Source organism: Streptomyces cavernae, from assembly GCF_004023625.1.
Classification (GTDB): Bacteria; Actinomycetota; Actinomycetes; order Streptomycetales; family Streptomycetaceae; genus Streptomyces; species Streptomyces cavernae.
The window spans coordinates 60,789-85,029 of the sequence record NZ_RPDJ01000016.1 but is presented as its reverse complement, the minus strand read 5'-3'; the positions used below and the strand labels follow the sequence as shown (position 1 = coordinate 85,029).

18 protein-coding genes are annotated in these 24,241 nt (G+C 72.0%); 16 read left to right on the top strand and 2 right to left on the bottom strand.

The window, feature by feature from the left end:
- Positions 1-2: 2 nt before the first annotated feature.
- Positions 3-887 carry a succinate--CoA ligase subunit alpha gene (gene sucD, locus EF387_RS26535; protein ID WP_128379121.1) on the top strand — a complete coding sequence of 295 codons (885 nt, stop codon included), beginning with the start codon at positions 3-5 and terminating at the stop codon, positions 885-887.
- 615 nt (positions 888-1,502) lie between these two features.
- Positions 1,503-3,302 (top strand): cell division protein PerM, encoded by a 1,800-nt coding sequence (locus tag EF387_RS26530; RefSeq protein WP_128379120.1) that lies wholly within the window; start codon positions 1,503-1,505, stop codon positions 3,300-3,302.
- A 140-nt stretch (positions 3,303-3,442) separates the two neighbouring features.
- Here the strand turns inward: EF387_RS26530 and EF387_RS26525 are convergent, their stop codons facing one another.
- Positions 3,443-4,342, bottom strand: coding sequence for a hypothetical protein (locus EF387_RS26525; RefSeq protein ID WP_128379119.1), 900 nt, complete (start codon positions 4,340-4,342; stop codon positions 3,443-3,445).
- 296 nt (positions 4,343-4,638) lie between these two features.
- On the opposite strand from EF387_RS26525, the gene purN reads away from it, so the two are divergent.
- Positions 4,639-5,277 (top strand): phosphoribosylglycinamide formyltransferase, encoded by a 639-nt coding sequence (gene purN, locus EF387_RS26520; RefSeq protein WP_128379118.1) that lies wholly within the window; start codon positions 4,639-4,641, stop codon positions 5,275-5,277.
- Positions 5,274-6,845: a bifunctional phosphoribosylaminoimidazolecarboxamide formyltransferase/IMP cyclohydrolase gene (gene purH / locus EF387_RS26515; protein WP_128379117.1), complete on the top strand. Its 1,572-nt coding sequence runs from the start codon at positions 5,274-5,276 to the stop codon at positions 6,843-6,845. Before purN ends, purH begins: the two co-directional genes overlap by 4 nt.
- A 255-nt stretch (positions 6,846-7,100) precedes the next feature.
- Here purH and EF387_RS26510 read toward each other — a convergent pair whose 3' ends face one another.
- Complete coding sequence (locus tag EF387_RS26510) at positions 7,101-7,658, bottom strand: RDD family protein (RefSeq protein WP_128379116.1); 558 nt, start codon at positions 7,656-7,658, stop codon at positions 7,101-7,103.
- A 267-nt stretch (positions 7,659-7,925) separates the two neighbouring features.
- Between EF387_RS26510 and EF387_RS26505 the strand changes: the two genes are divergently transcribed.
- From EF387_RS26505 to EF387_RS26450, 12 genes are all read left to right on the top strand, one after another.
- Complete coding sequence (locus EF387_RS26505) at positions 7,926-8,780, top strand: bifunctional methylenetetrahydrofolate dehydrogenase/methenyltetrahydrofolate cyclohydrolase (RefSeq protein WP_128379115.1); 855 nt, start codon at positions 7,926-7,928, stop codon at positions 8,778-8,780.
- A 616-nt stretch (positions 8,781-9,396) separates the two neighbouring features.
- Positions 9,397-9,855: a DUF3017 domain-containing protein gene (locus EF387_RS26500; RefSeq protein WP_128379114.1), complete on the top strand. Its 459-nt coding sequence runs from the start codon at positions 9,397-9,399 to the stop codon at positions 9,853-9,855.
- Positions 9,856-10,710: 855 nt separating this feature from the next.
- Positions 10,711-11,829, top strand: a complete 1,119-nt coding sequence (locus EF387_RS26495; protein WP_128379113.1) for an XRE family transcriptional regulator — start codon at positions 10,711-10,713, stop codon at positions 11,827-11,829.
- A gap of 547 nt (positions 11,830-12,376) precedes the next feature.
- On the top strand, positions 12,377-13,366 hold the full coding sequence (locus EF387_RS26490) for a malate dehydrogenase (protein WP_128379112.1): 990 nt from the start codon (positions 12,377-12,379) through the stop codon (positions 13,364-13,366).
- Positions 13,367-13,594: 228 nt separating this feature from the next.
- Positions 13,595-15,397, top strand: a complete 1,803-nt coding sequence (locus tag EF387_RS26485; RefSeq protein WP_128379111.1) for a hypothetical protein — start codon at positions 13,595-13,597, stop codon at positions 15,395-15,397.
- Complete coding sequence (locus EF387_RS26480; RefSeq protein WP_128379110.1) at positions 15,390-15,767, top strand: hypothetical protein; 378 nt, start codon at positions 15,390-15,392, stop codon at positions 15,765-15,767. The genes EF387_RS26485 and EF387_RS26480 overlap by 8 nt, the downstream gene beginning before the upstream one ends.
- Positions 15,768-16,381: 614 nt before the next feature.
- Entirely contained in the window at positions 16,382-17,104 is a 723-nt protein-coding gene (locus EF387_RS26475) for a hypothetical protein (RefSeq protein WP_128379109.1), read from the top strand.
- A 135-nt stretch (positions 17,105-17,239) separates the two neighbouring features.
- Positions 17,240-17,566 (top strand): hypothetical protein, encoded by a 327-nt coding sequence (locus EF387_RS26470; protein WP_420802621.1) that lies wholly within the window; start codon positions 17,240-17,242, stop codon positions 17,564-17,566.
- A gap of 173 nt (positions 17,567-17,739) precedes the next feature.
- Positions 17,740-19,251, top strand: a complete 1,512-nt coding sequence (locus tag EF387_RS26465) for an aldehyde dehydrogenase family protein (RefSeq protein ID WP_128379107.1) — start codon at positions 17,740-17,742, stop codon at positions 19,249-19,251.
- A gap of 188 nt (positions 19,252-19,439) precedes the next feature.
- Positions 19,440-20,975, top strand: coding sequence for a GMC family oxidoreductase (locus tag EF387_RS26460; protein WP_128379106.1), 1,536 nt, complete (start codon positions 19,440-19,442; stop codon positions 20,973-20,975).
- Entirely contained in the window at positions 20,975-22,300 is a 1,326-nt protein-coding gene (locus tag EF387_RS26455; protein WP_128379105.1) for a quaternary amine ABC transporter ATP-binding protein, read from the top strand. The genes EF387_RS26460 and EF387_RS26455 overlap by 1 nt, the downstream gene beginning before the upstream one ends.
- Entirely contained in the window at positions 22,300-24,240 is a 1,941-nt protein-coding gene (locus tag EF387_RS26450; protein ID WP_128379104.1) for an ABC transporter permease, read from the top strand. The genes EF387_RS26455 and EF387_RS26450 overlap by 1 nt, the downstream gene beginning before the upstream one ends.
- Position 24,241: the final 1 nt, after the last annotated feature.

Genomic DNA, 24,241 nt, shown 5'->3' with positions numbered 1-24,241 from the left:
CCATGGCTATCTTCCTCACCAAGGAATCCAAGGTCATCGTCCAGGGCATGACCGGCTCCGAGGGCCAGAAGCACACCAAGCGCATGCTGGCCTCCGGCACGAACATCGTCGGCGGTGTCAACCCGCGCAAGGCGGGCACGTCCGTCGACTTCGACGGCACGGAGATCCCGGTCTTCGGGACCGTGGCCGAGGCGATCGAGAAGACCGGCGCCGACGTCACGGTCATCTTCGTCCCGGAGAAGTTCACCAAGGACGCCGTCGTCGAGGCCATCGACGCCGAGATCCCGCTCGCGGTCGTCATCACCGAGGGCATCGCCGTCCACGACACGGCCTCCTTCTGGGCGCACGCCCAGGCCAGGGGCAACAAGACCCGCATCATCGGCCCGAACTGCCCCGGCCTGATCACCCCCGGTCAGTCGAACGCCGGCATCATCCCGGCCGACATCACCAAGCCGGGCCGCATCGGCCTGGTGTCGAAGTCCGGCACGCTGACGTACCAGATGATGTACGAACTGCGTGACATCGGCTTCAGCTCCTGCGTTGGCATCGGCGGTGACCCGATCATCGGCACCACCCACATCGACGCGCTCGCCGCGTTCCAGGCCGACCCCGACACCGACCTGATCGTGATGATCGGTGAGATCGGCGGCGACGCCGAGGAGCGCGCGGCCGACTTCATCAAGGCCAACGTGACCAAGCCGGTCGTCGGTTACGTCGCCGGCTTCACCGCGCCCGAGGGCAAGACCATGGGCCACGCCGGCGCCATCGTCTCCGGCTCCTCCGGCACGGCCCAGGCCAAGAAGGAGGCCCTCGAGGCCGCCGGTGTGAAGGTCGGCAAGACCCCGACCGAGACGGCGAAGCTGGCCCGCGAGATCCTCGCGGGCTGACGCCGGTACGGTCCGGAAGCGCGCACGCATACGCGTAGCGCACGGCCGGACGGTCCGGACGCGCGCACGCATACGCGTAGCGCACGGCCGGACGGTCCGGACGCGCGCACGCATACGCGTAGCGCACGTACGCGGGTGCACATGCAAACGCACTGCAGGCTCTGCACAGGCACTGCACGCGCACTGCACAACGCGTATGGACCCCAGGTCGCGCGCACACGCGCGGGCCGTGGGGTCGCACGAGCAGCGGGCCCGCACCCCTCGCCAGGGGTGCGGGCCCGTCGTCGTCACCGGGCCTGTGACAGCAGCCGCTCCGGCCCGCCGTCGAGGCGCGCGCGGAGCGCCGCGTGCAGTGCCACCTGGGCGGCGGAGACCGGACCGGCGGGCACCAGCGGCGGCACGCCCCGCACAGCCGTGCCAGGCGCCAGTGGGGCCTCTGTCGAAGCCCTGACTCGGTGTGAAGGCCTGACGTGGTGTGAAGGCCTGACTCGGTGTCATGGCTGGGCTGAACGGGCTCAGGGAACGGCCCTTCGCATGAAAAAGCACATAAGTGCATATTGATCGACACGGCGAGTGTTCGTCCGTTACGAGGCGAAAACGGCTGCCGTTGGGAGCATGACGGTCGTGACCCACCTCAGCGACCGCGTCCAGTCGTCGTCGACCTCGCAGCACACCCGGTGGCGCGAGCGCTCACCCGGACCGGTCGCCGGTCTGCTCGCGGGTGTGGTCGCGGCCGGGCTCGGACTCGGCTCGGCCGCCGTGCTGGTGATGGTGCTGTGGGTCAGCTCGCCGTATCCGGACAGCGGTCCGGGCGGGGCACTGCACATGGCCGCGTCGCTGTGGCTGCTGGCGCACGGTGTGGAACTGGTCCGGACGGAGACGCTGTCCGGGGCCTCGGCGCCGGTGGGGGTGACGCCGTTGCTGCTGGCCACGGTCCCGGTCACGCTGCTGCACCGGGCGGCCCGGGACACCCGGGAGGCCACGGAGGGGTCGGCGCGTGCCGTGTGGGGCGGGGTGGTCGCCGGTTATCTCGCGGTGGCCGGTGCGGTGGCGGCGTACGCGGCCGGGGGTGCGCTGCCGCCGTCGTGGGTGGGGGTGGGAACGTCCCTGCCGATGGTTGTGGCGGCGGCCGCCGGGGCCGGGGCATGGGCGGAGGGCGGGCGGACCCCGGGCGAGTCGCCTGCCACGGAACGAGAGCTGCCGCCGGATTCCGGCCGATGGCTGCGGTCGGACTCCGCGGAGCGGCTGCGCTCCGATTCCGGCCGGTGGCTGCGCTCTGATTCCGGTGGGTGGCTGCGCGCCGATTCCGCGGGGCGGCTGTGTCCCGATTCGGCCGGACGGCTTCGCGGGTGCCTTGCCCCCGCACTGCGGGGTGCCGGGGCCGGGATGGCCGTGCTGGTAGGAGGCGGCGCGGTGCTGGCGGGGGTCTCGGTGGTGTGGCACGGGGGAGCGGTTCGGGACGCGTTCGGCCAGCTCGCCGAGGGGTGGTCGGGGCGGTTCGCGGTGCTGCTGCTGTGTCTGACGTTGGTGCCGAACGCGGCGGTCTGGGCGATGGCCTACGCGCTGGGTCCCGGGTTCCTGCTCGGCACCGGCCATGGCGTGCATCCGTTCGCGTCCGATCCGGCGCCGTTGCTGCCTCCGCTGCCATTGCTGGCCGCGGTGCCGGGGCCCGGGCCGGGTGTGGTGGCCGGGTGGGTCGTCGGGGTGGTGCCGTTGGCGGGCGGGGTGGCCGTCGCCTGGGGGGTGCTGCGGGTGGGGGTACCTGCCCGCGCGCCCGCGCCCGCGCCCTCGACAGTGTCGGGTGACGGTGAGCGGGGGGCCGTGTGGTCCGCGGGACGGACGGCCGGGGTGACCGGGCTGGCAGGGCTGCTGGCCGGGGCGGGGTGTGCGGGGCTCGCCGCGCTGGCGGGCGGGCGGCTGGGAGTGGGGACGCTGGCGGACTTCGGGCCCGTGTGGTGGGCGACGGGAGCTGCGGCGGCGTCGTGGACGGTGGCGGTGGGCGTGCCGGTGGCTCTCGGGGTACGAGCGTGGCGGCTGCGTGGGCGGCGTGGCCGCGGCCGTGGGGAGCGGTCGTTCCGCGTGCGGTCGTCGTTGTGGTGGTTGCCCCGACGGGGTGGGACGGCGCCCGGCCGGACGAAGGCCCGCCCGGGACCGTCTCCGTCCGTGTCGAAGAGTGCGGACACGGCGTTGGAGCCTTATGACTTCTTGCCGCTGGAGCCGCTGGAGCCGCTGGAGCCGCTGGAGCCGCTGGAGCCGCTGGAGCCAGTGGCATCAGTGGAGCCGCTGGGCCAGGCGGCTCGAGCGAATGGGTCGGATCTGCCGGAGCCGCTTGAGCGGCCGGAAGTGCTGGAGCGGTCGGAGCGGTCGGAGCGGCCGGAGCAGCCCGAGCCGCCGGATCGGCCCGAGGGGGCATGAACGCTCCCCCGTGCGTCGGACGGCCGCCGCTGGACGGCTGCGGCGCGCGCCTGCGTCGCGGAACGGTGCGGCGGACGGGCGGTACGGTGCGGCGGTCGGACGGACGGTGCGGCGGGCGGGGGCGGGCGCGGGCGAAACGCTCAGCCCTCGGCTCCCAGCACCCCCCGCAGCTCCTTCGGAAGGTGCCTGTCGCAGGTCTGCTTGGAGGCGTTGGTCAGGGCGTCGTTCACGCACGTGTAGTAGTCGCGGTAGACCAGCTGGGCCGCGAAGGTGGCGGCCACCAGGAGCAGGGCCAGGGAGGCCGTCACCAGGCCGCTCACCGCCGCCGTCCGCTGCGGCTTGGTTTCCCCGGGCGGGGTCGACGGGTCGGGCGTGCGGGGCTTGGACCGCAGGGCGCTTGCGCCCCAGTAGACGGCCAGGGCACCCAGCAGCAGGGCCACGTACGGCCAGCTGAAGAGGGCGAAGAAGAAGGCCCACATTCCGGCCAGGAGGGCGTAGCGCGCACGCCGCTGGGCCGGATCCGCCGGGTCCCAGCGGAGGTTGGGGCCCCCGCTCGGGCCCTCGGGGCCACCCTGTCGAGGTCGTTCCCCGAACACCCCGCCCGACGACCGGCCGGGCTGCCGGTCGCTCCACTGACTGCCCCAGGGCGAGCGCCCCTCGTCCTGCTCGTCGTCGTCACCACCGCCGGCGGGGCGTCGCGGCTGCCACGGACGGTCGGGCGTTCCCTCCGGCGGCGGGGCGAAGGGGTTGTCGTCGGCCGGGGCCTGCCCGGAGCCGGACCGCTCGCCGCCCGACGACTGCCCACCCCCCGTGCTCCCCGAGCCCCCGGGTTCGCCGGAGCCCCCTCCCTCGGAGGAGTTCTCCCGGGGCGGTACCGGAGTGGAGGGCCGGCCCTCGCGCCAGAGGATCCCTCCGCCCGGTGCGAGAACCGCAGGCGGCATCGGCTCCCGCTCGGCTGCCCGCGCAAGCCCGGTCCGGGGCTGAGACGACTGCGGGAAGGGCGGGAGGACGGCGTGGAGTCGGAGGCTGCGGTCCGGCATCAGGTGTGCGTCTTCCCCTTGGTGGATCTCGGCGGATCCGGTCGGAACTGACTGGGTCTCTGGCTGGTGCTTACCCGTCCTGTGGTGAACGTCCCGTGCGCACACGGCGTTCCCCGGCGGAACGCCACAGACGCTACCTTCCGGCCACGCCCCCGTCCCGTGGGGGCGGCCCGGTGTGCCGGTATCGTTGCTGACGGTCGACCGCTTCGTAGACTTCCCTGTATCCAGGGGCACGAAGCCTTTGTACGAAAGTACAAGCCGGCCGTACACACAGCTTCCCGAGAAAGGGCCCCACCGTGGCCGCCAAGCCCGTGGCCAAGCGACTCGTCGTCCTGGTATCCGGATCCGGAACGAACCTGCAGGCACTCCTCGACGCCGTCGAGCAGGAGGGCAAAGAGGCGTACGGAGCCGAGGTCGTGGCCGTCGGCGCCGACCGCGCCGGAATCGAGGGGCTCGCGCGTGCCGAGCGCGCAGGTCTGCCCACCTTCGTCCGCCGGGTCAAGGACTACGGCAGTCGCGAGGAGTGGGACGCCGCCCTCACCGAGGCCGTCGCCTCGTACGAGCCCGACCTCGTGGTCTCCGCGGGCTTCATGAAGATCGTGGGCAAGGAGTTCCTCGCGCGGTTCGGCGGGCGGTTCGTCAACACCCATCCCGCCCTGCTGCCGAGCTTCCCGGGGGCGCATGGCGTGCGTGACGCGCTGGCGTACGGAGCGAAGGTCACCGGCTGCACCGTCCACTTCGTCGACGACGGCGTCGACACCGGACCGATCATCGCCCAGGGCGTGGTGGAGGTCCGGGACGAGGACTACGAAGACGAGGGTGTCGCTCTGCACGAGCGCATCAAGGAAGTCGAGCGAAGACTGCTCGTCGATGTCGTCGGGCGGCTCGCCCGCCACGGCCATCGCATTGAGGGACGAAAGGTAGTTATCCCGTGACCGTCGAAGGTACGAACACCAAGCGGCCCATCCGTCGGGCGCTGGTCAGCGTCTACGACAAGACCGGGCTCGAGGACCTCGCCCGCGGCCTCGCCGAGGCCGGTGTCGAGCTCGTCTCCACCGGCTCCACCGCCGGACGGATCGCGGCGGCCGGCCTGCCGGTCACCAAGGTCGAGGAGCTCACCGGTTTCCCCGAGTGCCTGGACGGCCGGGTCAAGACGCTGCACCCGAAGGTGCACGCGGGCATCCTCGCCGACCTGCGTCTCGACGACCACCGGCAGCAGCTCGCCGAACTCGGCGTCGAGCCCTTCGACCTCGTCGTCGTCAACCTCTACCCGTTCCGTGAGACCGTCGCCTCCGGCGCCACCCCCGACGAGTGTGTCGAGCAGATCGACATCGGCGGCCCCTCCATGGTCCGCGCCGCGGCCAAGAACCACCCGTCCGTCGCCGTGGTCACCAGCCCCGAGCGGTACGCCGACGTGCTCGCCGCGGTCCGCGACGGCGGGTTCGACCTCACCGCGCGCAAGCGGCTCGCCGCGGAGGCCTTCCAGCACACCGCCGCGTACGACGTCGCGGTCGCGTCGTGGTTCGCGAGCTCGTACGCGCCCGTGGACGAATCCGTCTTCCCCGACTTCCTCGGCGCCACCTTCGAGCGCAAGAGCACCCTGCGCTACGGCGAGAACCCGCACCAGCCCGCCGCCCTCTACGTCGACGGCAGTGGCAGCGGCCTCGCGGAGGCGGAGCAGCTGCACGGCAAGGAGATGTCGTACAACAACTACACGGACACGGACGCCGCGCGCCGTGCCGCGTACGACCACGACGAGCCCTGCGTCGCGATCATCAAGCACGCCAACCCCTGCGGCATCGCGGTCGGCGCGGACGTCGCCGAGGCGCACCGCAAGGCGCACGCCTGTGACCCGCTCTCCGCGTTCGGCGGGGTGATCGCGGTCAACCGCCCGGTCAGCAAGGAGATGGCCGAGCAGGTCGCGGAGATCTTCACCGAGGTCATCGTCGCGCCCGACTACGAGGAGGGCGCACTCGACGCCCTCACCAAGAAGAAGAACATCCGGGTGCTGAAGGCCCCTGACGGCCCGTCGAACCCCGCGGAGCTCAAGCAGATCGACGGCGGGGCGCTGCTGCAGGTCACCGACCGGCTGCAGGCCGAGGGCGACGACCCGGCCTCCTGGACCCTGGCCACGGGTGAGGCGCTCTCCGCGGCGGAACTGGCCGAACTGGCCTTCGCCTGGCGGGCGTGCCGCGCCGTGAAGTCCAACGCGATCCTGCTCGCCAAGGACGGTGCCTCGGTCGGCGTGGGGATGGGGCAGGTCAATCGGGTGGACTCCTGCAAGCTCGCCGTCGAGCGGGCCGGGGCCGAGCGGGCGCGGGGTTCCTACGTCGCCTCCGACGCCTTCTTCCCCTTCCCGGACAACATCGACGTCCTGGGTGCCGCTGGGGTGAAGGCCATTGTCCAGCCCGGCGGTTCGGTCCGCGACGAACTGGTGGTGGAGGCCGCCGCCAAGGCCGGCATCACGATGTACTTCACCGGAACGCGTCACTTCTTCCACTGACGCGAGACGGCCGGGCGCCAGGACACCGGGACGCCAGGACACCGGGACGCCAGGACACCGGGACGCCAGGACACCGGGACGCCAGGACACCGGGACGCCAGGACGCCGAGACGCCGGGACGCAGAGCCGGTTAGACCAAGTGCCGGCAGGACGAAGAGCAACGAAGAGCCGGAAAGGCGCCGGGGCAGTGTCACACCGTGACACTGCCCCGGGCACGTGTGGCGGGCGGAAGACACCGCTGCCGCGCTCAGCGGCTCACTGCGTCTTGATCACGATCGACGAGCAGACCTTGTCCGCGAACGTCTGCCTCTTGGAGTCCCACAGCGGCCACAGCCAGCCGACGTAGCACGCGATGCTGTCCAGGAAGTGGGCGATCCGGCGGACGAACGCCATGCCGATTCCGAGCGGCTGCCCGTCGCGCTCCCGCACCAGACGGATGCCCAGCGCCTTCTTGCCGATCGTCTGGCCGGTGCGGCCCTCCTGGATCAGCTGCCAGATCGCGATGGCGAGGAGGGCGATGGCGCCGACCGCCACCAGGAGCGTGGAGGCGCGCCCGTTCCCCAGGATCACGAGGACGTAGGGGACGGCGAACACCAGCATGTCGACCAGGGTGCCGAGGACCCGCTGCCCCCAGTTCGCGTAGGGCGGCTGGACGCCGTAGCCCGGCTGCTGCGGGTAGCCGTAGCCCTGCTGCTGCGGGATGCCCTGCTGGGGGTAGCCGTAGCCGGGCTGCTGGCCCTGCTGGGGGTAGCCGTAGCCCTGTTGCGGGTTCTGCGGCTGACCGTAGGGGTCGTTGGGCGCGCCGAAACTCATTGCGGGTTTCCTCCGTTGACAAAAGCGGGGACTACGCGGATGGGCGCGGAGGAACGTCGTGTTTCGAGCGGTTTTGCCCCCCAACACTGACCGCGATTGTGCGCCGTTCATCGTTCTAGGGTGGGTAGTCCTTGTCCAGACCACGGGTTCAGGTGTTGTGCAGCTGCAACCTGCGGGATCTCGCCGTCGACGGGGGACCGGGCCGGGAGGTCGGGACAGTGCCGGGGCCGATTGGAACCGGACCGGGTCATCCGCGAGGATGGAGCCATGACCGCCCAGATTCTCGATGGCAAGGCCACCGCAGCCGCGATCAAGTCCGATCTGACCGTCCGCGTGGCGGCCCTGAAGGAGAAGGGCGTCACGCCCGGCCTCGGGACGATCCTGGTCGGTGACGACCCGGGCAGCCAGAAGTACGTCGCGGGCAAGCACCGCGACTGCGCGCAGGTCGGCATCGCCTCCATCCAGCGGGAGTTGCCCGCGACCGCCACGCAGGAGGAGATCGAGGCCGTCGTCCGGGAGCTGAACGAGGACCCCGCGTGCACGGGGTACATCGTGCAACTGCCCCTCCCCAGGGGCATCGACGAGAACCGCATCCTGGAGCTGATGGACCCGGCCAAGGACGCGGACGGGCTGCACCCGATGAACCTGGGCCGGCTCGTCCTCAACGAGCCCGCCCCGCTGCCCTGCACCCCCAACGGCGTGCTGACGCTGCTGCGTCGCCACGGGGTGGAGATCAAGGGAGCCGAGGTCGTCGTGGTCGGCCGGGGCGTGACCATCGGGCGCCCGATGCCGCTGCTGCTGACGCGACGCAGCGAGAACGCGACGGTGACGCAGTGCCACACGGGCACGCGTGATCTCGCCTCGCACCTCAAGCGCGCCGACATCATCGTGGCCGCGGCGGGCTCGGCGCACCTGATCCGCCCGGAGGACGTGAAGCCCGGCGCGGCCGTGCTGGACGTCGGCGTCTCGCGCAACGCCGAGGGCAAGATCGTGGGCGATGTCCACCCGGGAGTCGCCGAGGTGGCGGGCTGGATCTCCCCGAACCCGGGCGGGGTCGGCCCGATGACCCGTGCGCAGCTGCTCGTCAACGTGGTCGAGGCGGCGGAGCGCAGTGTCGGCTGAGGACAGGCCCGAGCGGGTGCCCGCGGCGGAGCGGCCGGCGGACCGGGCCGACCGGCCCGGCGGAGCGGATCGGGCTGACCGCGGGGCGTCTGTGACGGCGCGGCGGCGGGGCGCCGACGCCGACAGTGTCGAGCGCGCCGACCGCGCCGACCGCGCCGAGGGTGTGGCGCCTGCGGCGGGGCGGTCGGGCGACGCGGATGAGCCGGATCCGGCGAGGCAGGCGGATCCGGCGGGACGTGAGGGCCGCGTTGCCGTGACACCCGGGGCCGGTCGCCCGTCGGCCGCCGAATCAGGGCCGGCCGCCGAACCAGGGTCGTCCGCGGCGGGCCGCGGGGCGAAGGCAGGGACGCCCGCAGCGGAGCGGCGGACGGACACGGAGCCGCCCGCGACGAGGCGGCGGACGCACGCGGAGACGGGGTCCGGCGAGCGGCCTTCCTCCGGGGGGCCGGGTGCGGGGTCGCACGTCTCCCAGGAGCATGGCCCCGCCGAAGCGGCACCGGGCATCTCAGCGAACGGGGCCGGGCCCGCAACGACGGGCGTCTCGGCGAACGGGGCCGGGCCCGAGGCAACGGGCGTCTCGGCGAACGGGGCCGGGCCCGAGGCAACGGGCGTCTCGGTGAACGAGGCCGAGCCCGAGCTCACCGTGCGGGACGCGATCAGTGCGCCGGACGCCGAAGGCACGCCGCGGCGCACCACTCGGCGGTTCCCGCTGTTCACCCGGGACACCGCACGCCCCGAGGGCGGCGGCCGGGCGGCCTCGCGGGACGCCCCGGCTCCGGCACGCCAGTGGCCCATTCTCGTGGTGCTCGCGACCGTCGGACTCGGGCTGCTGCTCACCGCGTTGGACACGTTCCGGGTCGGGACGCTCCTGATCGGCGCCGCTCTGGTCGTCGGGGCCGTACTGCGCTGGATCCTGCCCGACGTGGGCATGCTCGCGGTCCGTTCCCGCTTCACGGACCTGGTCACCTACGGCGTGCTCGGCACCGCCATCGTGCTGCTGGCCCTGATGGCGCAGCCCGATCCCTGGCTGAAGATCCCGTTCCTGAACGACGCCTTGCACTTCACGATCCGCTGACGACGATCCGCTGACGAGGACCCGTTCGGATTCGGTGCACGGACGACGGCGCCGCAGGAAAGCCGCCAGTGAGCGCTCTGCGGGGGAAAAACCGGTGCCCGTCCTCTCCCCCGTGGGAGGACGGGCACCGTCCCGAGCGCTGCAGCGCCCGGGAGACCAGAGTCATGGACGTGCCATCCCGGTCACAACACCTGTCCGTTCGCTGTGGCACGGAGGTGACCATTCCGCTACGGACTGTTGGCCGGGCGGCGTTGCGGAACCGAATCACCCTTCTCCGCCGTCACTTCGAACGTCATCGCCCTGGCGGGCGCGCTCACTTTCGGGTGATGCCGCGGATGAACCGTCAGAAAGAGGTCAATAACTCGTCAGGTGGTACGGATGACCTGCCAAGTAATACGGACGGCCGATCACGTGATATACGGATGACCGGTCCGATGTGGAGGCAAGTTGGCGGACCCGGGCGACATCGTCGCTCGTGTGCCCGCCGAGCGCTGAAGTGGCCACTGGGGTTGCATCCGTGGTCTTGTTGTGTCGATGTATTGACAAGTTCAAGGATTTACGCTGATCGAGTTCGACAACGCCGCTAACCTGTTCAATTGGGACGCTCCGGGGCGTCCCTCGCGATGAGCAGGGGTTCCGTGCGGTGCTATGGGAAGTCGGTGGGAGACTGGACCGCAGGCCAGCAGGCGTGCAACGGTGCATGCCCCAGGTCTGACACACTTCCGTGCGCCCCCACCCCGGGAACTGGGATCCTGTCTGGACGCCCCCCACTGGGTAACCGGAGAAGGGCTCGGCACAGGGCGTCACGCACGGGAAAGATACTGGCACCATTCGGGGGGAAAGAGGGGGGAAGCAATGGCCCGTTGGAAGGCCTTGCCCGATGAACTCGATCCGCAGGTACGCGAGTTCTGCAGCCAGCTGCGGCGACTCGTGGACCGCAGCGGGCTGAGCATAGCCGCGGTCTCCGACCGCACCGGCTACAGCAAGACGTCCTGGGAGCGCTATCTCAACGGCCGGCTCCTCGCGCCGAAGGGCGCGATCGTCGCGCTGGCCGAGGTCACCGGCACCAATCCCGTGCACCTCACGACGATGTGGGAGCTGGCGGAGCGGGCGTGGAGCCGCTCCGAGATGCGGCACGACATGACGATGGAGGCGATCCGTATCTCGCAGGCGCGCGCCGCGCTCAGCGAGTTCGGTGCGCCGCCGTCCAAGGGCCGCAACGGCAAGGCCGGGCGCAGCGCCACGGCGACGCCCGGCGTGGCGGGGCCGGCGGGCGTTTCGCCGAGTGTGCCGTCGCAGCCGTCCGCCCACGACCGGGAGGGGGCGTCGTACGGCGCCGGCTCCGGATACGGCGGCTCCGCCGGCTCCCCCGCGTACGGCAGGCCGTACGGCAACGGCTCCGCCCCTGGTGGCGGCCGGGGTGCGACGGCACCTTCCGGTGGCGCACCCGGTGCGCCGCGTCGGGCCGACTCGGGCAAACAGCGTGGCAAGCGCCGGTTCTCCATGTTCCTCGCCGGAGTCGTCGGCGTGCTCGTGCTGTTCGCCGCGGCGTATTTCCTCACCAAGGGTGGGGGCGTCACGAAGAACGAGAGCGCGCCGGAGACGCCCTCCCCCACGGCGAGCACCGCTCCCGAGCTGCCGGCGGGGGTCAAGTGCAGTGGCGAGGACTGCACCGGGCAGGACCCGGAGGACATGGGCTGTGGCGGTGAGCTGGCCACGACCGCCAGCACCGCAACGGTGGGCACCGCCCGCATCGAGGTCCGCTACAGCAAGACGTGCAACGCGGCCTGGGCCCGGATCACCCAGGCCGCCGCGGGCGACCAGGTGACGGTCAGCTCCTCCGGGGCGAACGATCAGCAGGGTTCGGTCAAGACGGACACCGACGCCTACACGCCCATGGTGGCCGTGAAGGGCAAGGGTGACGCGAAGGCGTGCGCCACGCTGAAGACCGGTGAGACGGGCTGCACCGAGTAGTACTCCCCTCCCGGACCGGCCCGTTCCTCCGGCCGGTCCGGCTCCCTCCCTCCCCCCGCCTCCCCCGAGCTCTCCGCTTCGCCCGGGCAGGGGCCCCTGTCTTGGGCTGCCGCCCCCGCACGCCCGCATCGGCCTTGCGGCCTCGTTCTCCAAATACTTCGGATACTTCGGATCGAAGGGGCATGCCCGGCTTCCGACGGGGCAGGCGGACGGTACCCCCACGGGATCCGGTGCGGGGTGGGAGGGTCGGCGCCATGACATCGCCCTCCTGCCCCTTCCGGTACCCCACGCGGTCGCCACGCCCTCTCTCCCGGGCGGGCGGCCGCTTCTTCGTGTTGTTGTGGGACGGGCCACACATCCCCGGCCGTCCGGGATGACGGATGCGCGATAGCCTGACGACCGGATCTCTCTTGACGCCGAGAGATCGATCAAACGCACGCGCGAGCACCTTGGTCGTACGCTTGATCGGTAGCCCGGACGGACGCGGAAAGGGATCCAGCACCCGGGGCAGGGACGCCCCACCGCCAGCTGTCATACGGAGAACGCCATGACCCGCACTCCCGTGAACGTCACCGTCACCGGCGCGGCCGGCCAGATCGGTTACGCCCTGCTCTTCCGCATCGCCTCCGGCCAGCTGCTCGGCGCGGACGTGCCGGTCAAGCTGCGCCTGCTGGAGATCACCCCGGCACTGAAGGCCGCCGAGGGCACCGCCATGGAGCTCGACGACTGTGCCTTCCCGCTGCTCCAGGGCATCGACATCTCCGACGACCCCAACGTGGCCTTCGACGGAGCCAACGTCGCGCTTCTGGTCGGCGCCCGCCCCCGTACCAAGGGCATGGAGCGCGGTGACCTCCTCGAGGCCAACGGCGGCATCTTCAAGCCGCAGGGCAAGGCCATCAACGACCACGCCGCGGACGACATCAAGGTCCTGGTCGTCGGCAACCCGGCCAACACCAACGCGCTCATCGCCCAGGCCGCCGCACCGGACGTACCGGCCGAGCGGTTCACCGCGATGACCCGCCTCGACCACAACCGCGCGCTGACGCAGCTCGCGAAGAAGACCGGCGCCACGGTCGCCGACATCAAGAAGCTGACCATCTGGGGCAACCACTCCGCGACCCAGTACCCGGACATCTTCCACGCCACGGTCGCCGGCAAGAACGCCGCCCAGGTCGTCAGCGACGAGCAGTGGCTCGCCGACGAGTTCATTCCGACCGTCGCCAAGCGCGGTGCCGCGATCATCGAGGCCCGTGGCGCGTCGTCGGCCGCCTCCGCCGCCAACGCCGCCATCGACCACATCTACTCCTGGGTCAACGGCAGCCCCGAGGGTGACTGGGTCTCCATGGGTATCCCGTCGGACGGCTCGTACGGTGTGCCCGAGGGACTGATCTCGTCCTTCCCGGTCACCACCAAGGACGGCACGTACGAGATCGTCCAGGGCCTGGAGATCAACGACTTCTCCCGCGCCCGCATCGACGCCTCGGTGAAGGAGCTGGAGGAGGAGCGCGAGGCGGTGCGCGCCCTCGGCCTGATCTGATCCCACAGAACTCGGTGCACAGGCCCCGGTCCGGGTTTCCCGGCCCGGGGCCGTGTCGTTTCCGCGGGACTTCCTGTGACGCTCCTGTGGCGTATGCGAAGGCACCGTGCACAGACTTCCCCGCGCCGCAAACCACGCGCCGGGACTCCCGCCGGTCCCCTAAGCTGTGCAGTCGCACACGGCAATCAGTGCGTTGCGTACGGTAGTTCACGCCTCGGGGGAGCAGCGTTGACGCAGACGTTCCAGGTTCCGCAGCAGCCGCAGCAGCCGTCGTCGGGGCAGTCGCACGCGGCTCGCCCGGACGAGAGCGGTGTGCCGCCCGGCGCGAGCGAGGCGACCCGGCTGCTGTGTGCGGGCACCTATCTCGACGCGGCGTACCGCGACGCGGTCATCGAGGAGTTGTACGTCCACGAGGAACGCATCGCAGCGCCCTCACTGGGCTGTGACGCGGCCCGTGTCCTGGCGCACGCCCTGCGTGCCCGGCGCATCGAACTCGGCTGGGCGGCCGTGATCCTGGGACTGTGGGTGGTGGGGCTCCCCGTCACCGAGTACGTCCTCATCGTCTTCCTGCTGCCGTGCCTGATGCTGGCCGCCGCCGCGTGGATCCGTGGCGCGCAGGAGCAACCCCCGTGGTACCGGCGGCTACCGGCCTGGTGGCTGCGCTGGTGGGGGCGGCTCGTCCTGGTCCTGTCCCTGGTCGTGATGGCGCAGACCGCCTTCGGTGCCGGTGACGGAACGGAGCTCGCCGAACTCATCGAGGTTCTCGTGCCCGACTTCCTCGCCGGGCTGACGGGCGTGTCCGGCGCCGTGTACGTCGAGCCGTTCCGCGCCTGGGCCGCTCTCGTGGTCCTGCTGCTGGTGGCGGCGTGCGTCGCGGCGCAGCGTGGGCAGTTCGCCCGGTCCCTGGCGAACGAACTGCACCCGACGCGCTTCGGTGACATGGCCGGCGACCCGGCCGAGCGCTTCGAGGGGCGGCGCTTCCAGCGGCTGCGGCAGCGGATCCGGCTCGAACAGCACTCTCCGCTGGTGATGTACCGGGCGGCACGGCCCTTCCGGGGCGCCGGGCACGCGTACGACGCCTGGACGCTCGCCGTGGAACTGCGGCCGGACCCGGATCGCGCCGAGCCGCCGCGACCGGTCAACAACCAGATCATCCTGGGCAAGGTGCACGAACTCCTTGCCCGGCTGCGGCTGCCCTCGCCGCATGCCGGGGGCGCGGTCCGGGACCGGCTGCGCCGTCTCGAACTCGACGAGTGCGTGTTCCTGCCGGTGGCCGGGCTGCCGCGGCGCGACCTGGCGCCGTACCACCCGGACGCGTTCCTGGCGCACCGCGCCGAGTCCGTCGAGGAGGGCGGAGAGGCCCGGCGGCACTTCCTGCGGGCCCGGGTCGGCGGCTGGGAGGAGGAGGTCGTCACGTCCGTCTTCGTCCGGGTGCACACCCAGGGCGGCATGCTGATGCTGGAGATCGCCCCGCACGTCCTGTTGCCGGTGCGCGCCGACTTCCAGGACGCGGACCGCGTGGCGCACCAGTACCGCCACAACAGCGCGTTCGGCAAGGCGGTCTGGGCGCTGGCGCGGACTCCGCGTTCGATGGTCCTGGCGCTGCTGACGCTGGGCCGTGGCGCCGCCGTGACCTGGCGGATACTCACCGCGGGCAACGGCTCGGCGCTGCCGGACGGCCCCGCCGGTTCGGTCCGTGAGCTGGGTTCGGGCGATCACGCCTCGCTCTTCCAGGAGATGGACATCAGCCGCTATCTGAAGTCGATCCAGGACCGTGTCGCGCAGGGCGTGAAGCAGGTGCTGAAGGACTCCGGTTACCGGACCGACGAGTTCGCGCAGAAGATCGTGAACGTCAGCGGCGGCAGCACGCTGATTGAGAACGTGCCGGGGGCGTTCGCCATCGGAGACAACAACGTGATCACCAACAGTCCGGCGCCGGGGGCGCGGAGTGCGTCGGGCACGCCGCGCACGCCGAGTGCGCCGAGTGCGCCAAGTGCGCAGAACAAGGCGGGAGCGGATGGGAATGGCTGAGGGACCGAGCGCCGACAAGGGCGGCATCCACGTCAGCAATGTGCAGGGGGCGTTCGCGATCGGCGACGGGAACAACGTCGTCAACCAGCCGGGCGCTGGTGTGCCGCAACGGGACCCCGCGCAGGAGGAGTTGCTGCGCGCGGTGCGCGAACTCCGCGCCGACCTCGGCCGACTGGTCACCAGTGACCAGACGGCCGCACTGGACCGGGAACTCGCCGACACCGAGGCCGAGATCGAGGAGACGGGCCGGGCCGGGCAGGGGCGGCTCGCCCGGATCCGGCAGGCCCTCGCGGACGCGGGAGCGCTGACCGGCCTGCTCGCCTCGGCGGCCGCGGTCGCTCAGGTGGTCGGCACACTGTCGGGGAGCTGAGCGTGGCATTGGAGGGCGAGGGCGAGGGCGAGGGGGGTCCGGGCCGGGTCGAGGTGTACTGGAACCCGGACACCCAGCGCTGGGACACGGGCACGGGGCAGGGGCCCTGCACCCCACCGCCCCCGCCCCGACCCGGATTCGAGCCGACACCCGGGTCCGACCCCGGACCCGGCCCCGGGCCCGGCCCCGGACCCGGCCCCGGGCCCGGCCCCAGTTCCGGTGTCGGACCGCGTCCCGGCTCCGGATCCAGTCCCGGACCAGGCCCCAGTCTCGGACCCGGTCTCGGTCCTGGCCTCGGTTCTGGTTCCGGTCCTGGCCTCGGTTCTGGTTCCGGTCCGGGCGTCGGTTCTGGTGCCGGTGCCGGTCCTGGCCCCGGTGCCGGTGCTGGCCCCGGTTCCGGTTCCGGTGCCGGCCTTGGTTCCGGCTCGTATCCCGGAAGCCCGACTCCCGGCTCGTATCCCGGTCTCGGTCCCGGTCCGGATCTCGGCCCTGGGCCGGTCGTCGGCATCGGCTCCGTCCCCGGCCTCAGTCCTGGTGTTGATCCTGGTCCCGGGACGGGGACTGGGACTGGGCCCGGGACCGGACCCGGCCTCCGCCGTCCCTGGCGCCGTCCCGTGGACAAGGTGGTCGTGGTGTTGACCGCCGCCGTGTTGGTGGGCGCCGGGGCCGGGTTGGGTGGCTGGTACCTGTGGGGCCGCGAGGACGGCTCCCGTCGGGACGACGCCCGGCCCAAGGTCTCCACCGCGCCGACGACCGCCGCCCCCGACCCGGGCGGCGAACCCGGCGGCGCGACCCAGTCCGCCCCGTCGGAGTCCGGTGGGACCACGCAGGGAACGTCCGCGTCGCCGTCCGAGTCCTCCGCCGAACCTCCGCCGGGCTACCGGGCCGTCTCCGAAGGAGAGTTCGACATCGTCGTACCGGAGAGCTGGCAGCAGCGGACGCAGTCCGGACTCGAGGGTGTCACCGTGTACTTCTACGAGGAGCCCGGCGGTGGACCGCGCTATCTGCAGGTCTTCCGGGTCACCGAGCCGGACGCCACCCCGCTGGGCACGCTCAGGACCGCCGAGAAGGACCTGAAGCAGCGGGCTCCGGACTATCGGCGCAACAGCCTGGCCGGCGTCGCCGACGACCGGGGCGAGGCGGCCGAGCTGGACTACTCCTCCCGGAGCGAGAAGTGGGGGCTGGAACTGCGCACCCTGGACCGCGTCATCCACGCCGACGCCGACGCCGGTGAACTCTACGTCGTGCTTGCCTCCGGGCCGGCCGACGCGTGGCCCGAGCAGCGGGAGGTCCTCGAAACGGCGGTCGGCTCCTTCTGCCTCGGCGGAGTGTGCTGAGGCGACACGAATGGTCAAGGTCTCCGGAGCCTCCGCCGCGCAGTCGCCGGACCTGCCGAGCGGATCGGCGGCCCAGCCTCTGAAACTCCTCAAGTTGCTTGAGTAGCAAGGGATCCGAGTCCCAGCATGATCCACATGCTGGGACTGAACAAGAAGAACGACTACGTACTGCTCGTCCGGGACTCGGACGTCGTCGCGGCGGCCCTGCGCGAAGCGCTCGCCGAGGCCTCGCCCGAGGACCGCCCGGCCCTGGAACGAGCCGCCGCGCTCGTCGAGTCCACCGCGGCAGCCTCCGAAGCACAACTGCGCGCCCGCTGGGTGAGCTCCCGGCTGGCCGCCGTCGGATTCACGGGAGACCCCGCATCGCTCGATGCGCTCAAAGAGCTGCGCAGGGCGGAGCCGCAGTTGAGCCTCCTGGCGGCCGTGCAACTGCAGAAGGACGCCGTGGCGTACGCCGACTGAGAGGCGCACCGAAGCCGTCGAGGCCGATCGCCGTGCGAGGCCGTCAAGTGATGCGGCACACTTTCGGTCACCGTTCGCGCATGCTTCGCCGTCGCCCGGGCAGGCGCACGCCGCCTACGTGGGTCACATCCGTGTGATCTGCGGATGTGAACGGGAAGGAAAGGCGACGGCGCATGTCGGGACGAGAAGCGCAGCAGACGATCCATGTGGACGGAGCGTGGCGAAGTGCCGCCTCCGGGGCCACGCGCGAGATCCTCGACCCTGCGGACGGCCGGTCCTTCGCCGTGGTGGCGGAGGGTGACGAGAAGGACGCGGACACCGCGGTCGAGGCCGCCCGCCGGGCCTTCGACGAGGGCGCATGGCCCCGGACACCGGCCGCCGAGCGTGCCGCCCTACTGCGCCGCGTCGCCGATTTCCTCGTACGCGACCGCGAAGAGCTGGGGCTGCTGGAGAGCCGGGACGCGGGCAAGACCGTCGAGGAGGGCCGCGTCGACATCGACTGTGTGGCCGACGCCTTCCGCTACTTCGCCGACCTCGTGGCGGCGGAGGGCGCGGGCCGAGTCGTGGACGCCGGCTCACCGGACGTCCACAGCGTGGTCGTGCATGAACCGGTCGGCGTCTGCGCGCTGATCACCCCCTGGAACTACCCGCTGCTGCAGGCGAGTTGGAAGGTGGCACCCGCACTCGCAGCCGGGAACTCCTTCGTGATCAAGCCCAGCGAGATCACCCCGCTGACCACCGTAGCCCTGATCGAACTGCTCGTGGAGGCCGGACTGCCCGCCGGGGTCGCCAACATCGTGACCGGCCCGGGGCAGTCGGTGGGCGCCCGGCTCGCCGAGCACCCCGGCGTCGACCTGGTCTCCTTCACCGGCGGTCTGGTCTCCGGCACCAAGGTCGCCCGGGCCGCCGCCGAAGGCGTCAAGAAGGTCGCCCTGGAACTCGGCGGCAAGAACCCCAACGTCGTCTTCGCGGACGCCTGCGCCACCGACGAGGGCTTCGACACCGCCGTCGACCAGGCCCTCAACGCCGCGTTCATCCACAGCGGCCAGGTCTGTTCCGCGGGCGGACGCCTCATCATCGAGGAGTCCGTGCGGGACAGGTTCGTCGCCGAACTCGCCCGCCGCGCCGAGCGGATCCGGCTCGGCCGCGGCACCGAGCAGGGCGTCGAGTGCGGGCCGCTGGTGTCCGAGCAGCAGCGGGAGAAGACCGAGGCGTACGTCGCGTCCGCGCTCGTCGAGGGCGCGGTCCTGCGCGCCGGCGGCCGACGCCCCGAACCGTCGTCCGCGCGGCCCGCCACCGGCTACTTCTACGAGCCGACCGTCCTCGACCGGTGCCACCGCGGTATGAAGGTCGTCCGTGAGGAGGTCTTCGGGCCCGTCCTCACCGTCGAGACCTTCCGCACCGAGGATGAGGCCGTCGCCCTCGCCAACGACACCGAGTACGGGCTCGCCGGCGCCGTCTGGACCGCCGACGCGGGCCGCGCCCGCCGGGTCGCCGGACGGCTGCGCCACGGCACCGTATGGATCAACGACTTCCACCCCTACCTGCCCCAGGCGGAGTGGGGCGGCTTCGGAAAGAGCGGAGTCGGCCGCGAACTGGGCCCGGCCGGGCTCGCCGAGTACCGCGAGGCCAAGCACGTGTACCACAACCTCCGGCCCAAGCCCGTGCGCTGGTTCGCGGGCTGAGTCACGCGGCCGCACGACCGGTCCCCGGACGTGCCCGCGGCAGCACAACCCATTCCCCGGACGGGATCGCGTCCGCACGACAGGTCACCGTACGACCGGTCCCCGCGGACGGGCTCGACGACGCGTCCCCCCCCGCGCGACCCGTCATGACGCGCAGCACCTTGCATGACCAAGAGGAGCACCCCCACATGTCCGACAGGTCCGAGCATCAGAAAATGTACGACTACGTCGTCATCGGCGGCGGCACGGCGGGCTCCGTCATCGCCTCCCGGCTGACCGAGAACCCGGAGGTCACGGTCGCCGTCATCGAGGGCGGCCCGAGCGACGTCGACCGGGAGGACGTCCTGACCCTGCGCCGCTGGATGGGCCTGCTCGGCGGCGAACTCGACTATGACTACCCGACCACCGCCCAGCCGCGCGGCAACTCGCACATCCGGCACAGCCGCGCCCGTGTTCTCGGCGGCTGCTCCTCGCACAACACGCTCATCGCGTTCAAGCCGCTGCCGTCCGACTGGGACGAGTGGGAGGCTGCCGGCGCCAAGGGCTGGGGCGCCGTTCCGATGGAGGCGTACTACGCCCGGCTGCGCAACAACATCGTCCCGGTCGACGAGAAGGACCGCAACGCCGTCGCCCGCGACTTCGTGGACGCCGCCCAGACCGCGCTCGGCGTGCCGCGCGTGGAGGGCTTCAACGCCAAGCCGTTCACCGAGGGCGTCGGCTTCTTCGACCTCGCGTACCACCCGGAGGACAACAAGCGGTCGTCGGCGTCGGTGGCCTACCTCCACCCGTTCCTGGACCGGCCCAACCTCCATCTGTGGCTGGAGACCTGGGCGTTCCGGCTGGACGTGGACGGCACCCGGGCGCGGGGCGTGCACGTCCGCACCAAGGACGGCGAGGAGACCCTCGTACGGGCCCGCCACGAGGTCCTGCTGTGCGCGGGCGCGGTGGACTCCCCGCGGCTGCTGCTGCACTCCGGCATCGGGCCGCGCGCGGACCTGGAGAAGTTCGGCATCCCCGTCGTCCACGATCTGCCGGGCGTCGGCGAGAACCTGCTCGACCACCCCGAGTCGGTGATCGTCTGGGAGACCGACGGTCCAATCCCCGAGAACTCCGCGATGGACTCCGACGCCGGCCTTTTCGTACGACGCGATCCCGAACAGCCGGGACCCGACCTGATGTTCCACTTCTACCAGGTCCCCTTCACGGACAATCCCGAACGCCTGGGCTATCGACGCCCCGCGCACGGGGTCTCCATGACCCCGAACATCCCCAAGCCCAGGAGCCGCGGCAGGCTCTACCTGACCAGCCCGGACCCGTCCGTCAAACCCGCCCTCGACTTCCGCTATTTCACCGACGAGGACGACTACGACGCCCGCACCCTCGTCGACGGCATCCGCATCGCGCGTGAGATCGCCAGGACCGAGCCGCTGGCCAACTGGCTGAAACGGGAGGTGTGTCCGGGGCCGGGCATCAGGAGCGACGAGGAACTCAGCGAGTACGCCCGCAAGGTCGCGCACACCGTGTACCACCCGGCGGGCACCTGCCGCATGGGCGACGGCTCCGACGAACTCGCAGTCGTCGACCCGGAGTTGCGCATCCGAGGCCTGGACGGAATCCGTGTCGCCGACGCATCCGTCTTCCCGACCATGACCGCCGTGAACCCGATGATCGGGGTCCTCATGGTCGGTGAGAAGTGCGCCGACCTGGTGGAGGGTGCCGCGTGATGACCACGACCAACGCCCCGACCGCTACGGCGGACGCCCCCGTGTTCTCGGTGGACGGGCTGTGGAAGGTCTTCGGACCGAAGGCCGACCGGGTCCCCGCCGACCCGGAGCTGACCGAGCTCGCCCCCGCCGAACTGCGTTCCCGCACCGGCTGCACCGCCGCCGTCCGCGATGTCAGCTTCGACGTGCGCAAGGGCGAGGTCTTCGTCGTCATGGGCCTGTCCGGCTCCGGCAAGTCCACGCTGGTGCGCTGTCTGACCCGGCTGATCGAGCCGACCTGCGGCACGCTCGCCATCGACGGCGAGGACGTGCTCGCCATGAACAAGACCCGGCTGCGCGAACTGCGCCGTCACCGAGCCGCCATGGTCTTCCAGCACTTCGGCCTGCTGCCGCACCGCTCCGTCCTCGACAACGTGGCCTACGGCCTGGAGATCCAGGGCGTCGGCAGGAGCGAGCGGCGCGCCAAGGCTCAGGAGGTCGTCGAGAAGGTGGGTCTGGAGGGCATGGAACAACGCCGCCCAGCCCAGCTCTCCGGCGGCCAGCAGCAACGTGTGGGACTGGCCCGGGCACTGGCCGTCGACCCCGAGGTCCTGCTCTTCGACGAGCCGTTCAGCGCCCTCGACCCGCTGATCCGGCGCGACATGCAGGACGAGGTCGTCCGGCTGCACCGCGAGGAGGGCCGCACGATGGTGTTCATCACCCACGACCTGAACGAGGCCCTCAAACTCGGCGACCGCATCGCCCTGATGCGCGACGGCGAGATCGTGCAGCTGGGCACCCCCGAGGAGATCGTCGGCTCGCCCGCGGACGACTACGTACGCGAGTTCGTACGAGAGGTGCCGCGCGAGCAGGTCATGACGGTCCGCACCGCGATGCGGGCCGCCGCCGCGGAGGAGGCGGGCGGCGGACCGGCGGTGTCCCCGGACGCCACGGTCTCCGAGGCCATCGAAGCGGTGGCCCGGGCGGGCATGCCGGCCCGGGTCGTGGACAACGGACGCTGCCTCGGGATCGTGGACCCGGAGACCCTGCTGGGAGTGGTGGCGGGGACGGCCGCCGCGTCCGCTCACAGCGGGACCGACGCTGAGGCGGCGGCGGAGGCACGCGTGGCCCACGCGGCGGCACGGGCCCGCGCGGCGCTGGGCACGGCGGTGCAGGACCGTGCGGCCCTGGGCCCGGCGACTGCGGACCCCGCTGCGTTGGGCCCAGCGGCAGCGGACCGTGCGGCCCCGGGCCCCGCGGCGTCCGCCGCTCCCCGGCCCGCGGCACCGGCACCCGCGGCGCCGGACCAGGACACCGGTGCCGAGCCCGGTGAGGGGGTCGGCTGATGGCCACCGTCAGTGCTGCCCTCCCGCGCACCGGCATACCCGGCTTCCTCAAGCACCGGGCCACGGCGAAGCTCGCCCTCCTGGCCGTGGCGGCGGCCGTCCTCGTGCCGCTGGCCAACGCCCGCTGGGCGAGCGGCACCTGGCCGGACGCCCTCACCGTGGACCTCTCCGAACCCCTGGGCCGGGCCAGCGACTGGATCATCGACAACCGGGACGGCCACCCGCTGTTCCTCTACTTCTTCGGCCACATCAGCAACGCGGTCGTCCTCTCCGTGCGCGCCGTCTACCTCGTCCTGCTCGCCGCGGGCTGGGCCGGCGTCACGGCCGTGTCGGCGGCCGTCGCCTGGCGGGTCGCCGGCGTGCGCCTGGCGCTGGGCACGGCGGTCGCGTTCCTCGCCTGCGGACTGCTCGGCATGTGGATCCCCACCATGCAGACCCTCGCGCTGATGGTGATCGCCGTCGCGGCCTCCGTGGTCGTGGGGGCGGTGCTCGGTCTCGCGGCGGGGCTCTCGGACCGCACGCACCGGGCGCTGCGTCCCGTCCTGGACACCATGCAGGTGCTGCCGGCCTTCGCCTACCTCCTGCCGGTCGTGCTCGTCTTCGGCATCGGCGTCCCGGCGGCAGTCCTCGCCACCGTCGTCTACGCGGCCCCGCCCATGGCCCGGCTCACCGCGCTGGGACTGCGCGACGCGGACCGGGGCGTGATGGAGGCGGTGGCGTCCCTGGGTGCGACCGGCCCCCAGCGACTGCTGACCGCGCGCATCCCACTGGCCCGCAAGGAACTCCTCCTCGGCGTCAACCAGACCATCATGATGGCCCTGTCCATGGCGGTCATCGCGTCGGTGATCGGGGCGGGCGGCCTCGGTGACCGGGTCTACCAGGCACTGGCCTCCGTGGACGTCGGCGCCGCGCTCGCCGCGGGCATCCCGATCGTGCTGCTGGCGGTCGTGCTGGACCGGGTGACGGGAGCGGCGGCCGCGCTCGACGACTCGCGCGGCGGTGCGACGCGGTGGGCGCTCGCCCTCCTGGCGGCCGTGGCGGTCGCCCTCGCGGGCCGCTTCACCGGCCGACTGGAATGGCCCGAGCCCTGGGCCGTGAACATCGCCGAGCCGGTGAACCGCGCCGTCGACTGGATGACCGCGCACCTCTACTCCGGCGTGCCCTACATCGGCGGCACCGCCGACTGGGCGGGCCACTTCACCACCTGGGTCCTCGATCCGCTGCGCGACGGACTGCAGTGGCTGCCCTGGTGGTCGGTCCTGCTGATCGTCGCGGCGCTGGCCTGGCTCATCGGCACCTGGCGCACCGCCCTGACCGCGGTCCTCGCGATGGCCGCGATCGGTGTGCTCGGGCTGTGGAACCCGTCGCTGGACACGCTGTCCCAGGTCCTCGCCGCGGTCGCCGTGACGCTGGTGCTCGGGTTCGCGACGGGCGTCGCGGCGGCCCGCAGCGCACGCGTCGAACGGCTGCTGCGCCCCGTCCTGGACGTCTTCCAGACGATGCCGCAGTTCGTGTACCTGATCCCGGTGGTGGCCCTGTTCGGTGTTGGCCGCGCACCCGCCGTCGCCGCGGCCGTCGTCTACGCGCTGCCCGCCGTCGTCCGCATCACGACCCAGGGGCTGCGCTCGGTCGACCCGGCCGCACTCGAGTCCGCGCGCTCGCTCGGCGCCGGCAGCGGACAGCAACTGCGCCAGGTCCAGCTGCCGCTGGCCCGGCCGGCCCTGCTGCTCGCCGTCAACCAGGGCGTGGTGCTGGTCCTCGCCGTCGTCATCATCGGCGGCCTGGTCGGCGGTGGCGCCCTCGGCTACGACGTCGTCTTCGGGCTCGCCCAGGGCGACCTGGCGACCGGTCTGGTCGCCGGAGCGGCCATCGTCTGCCTCGGTCTGATGCTCGACCGGGTGACCCAGCCGACTCAGCGGCGCGCGAAAGAGGGAGCGTGAC

Bases quoted from the DNA above. Each gene is read 5' to 3' on its own strand.
- sucD (WP_128379121.1), top strand. From the start codon at position 3: ATGGCTATCTTCCTCACCAAGGAATCCAAGGTCATCGTCCAGGGCATG.
- EF387_RS26530 (WP_128379120.1), top strand. From the start codon at position 1,503: ATGACGGTCGTGACCCACCTCAGCGACCGCGTCCAGTCGTCGTCGACC.
- EF387_RS26525 (WP_128379119.1), bottom strand. From the start codon at position 4,342: ATGCCGGACCGCAGCCTCCGACTCCACGCCGTCCTCCCGCCCTTCCCG.
- EF387_RS26510 (WP_128379116.1), bottom strand. From the start codon at position 7,658: ATGAGTTTCGGCGCGCCCAACGACCCCTACGGTCAGCCGCAGAACCCG.
- EF387_RS26505 (WP_128379115.1), top strand. From the start codon at position 7,926: ATGACCGCCCAGATTCTCGATGGCAAGGCCACCGCAGCCGCGATCAAG.
- EF387_RS26495 (WP_128379113.1), top strand. From the start codon at position 10,711: ATGGCCCGTTGGAAGGCCTTGCCCGATGAACTCGATCCGCAGGTACGC.
- EF387_RS26490 (WP_128379112.1), top strand. From the start codon at position 12,377: ATGACCCGCACTCCCGTGAACGTCACCGTCACCGGCGCGGCCGGCCAG.
- EF387_RS26480 (WP_128379110.1), top strand. From the start codon at position 15,390: ATGGCTGAGGGACCGAGCGCCGACAAGGGCGGCATCCACGTCAGCAAT.
- EF387_RS26470 (WP_420802621.1), top strand. From the start codon at position 17,240: ATGCTGGGACTGAACAAGAAGAACGACTACGTACTGCTCGTCCGGGAC.
- EF387_RS26465 (WP_128379107.1), top strand. From the start codon at position 17,740: ATGTCGGGACGAGAAGCGCAGCAGACGATCCATGTGGACGGAGCGTGG.
- EF387_RS26460 (WP_128379106.1), top strand. From the start codon at position 19,440: ATGTCCGACAGGTCCGAGCATCAGAAAATGTACGACTACGTCGTCATC.
- EF387_RS26455 (WP_128379105.1), top strand. From the start codon at position 20,975: ATGACCACGACCAACGCCCCGACCGCTACGGCGGACGCCCCCGTGTTC.
- EF387_RS26450 (WP_128379104.1), top strand. From the start codon at position 22,300: ATGGCCACCGTCAGTGCTGCCCTCCCGCGCACCGGCATACCCGGCTTC.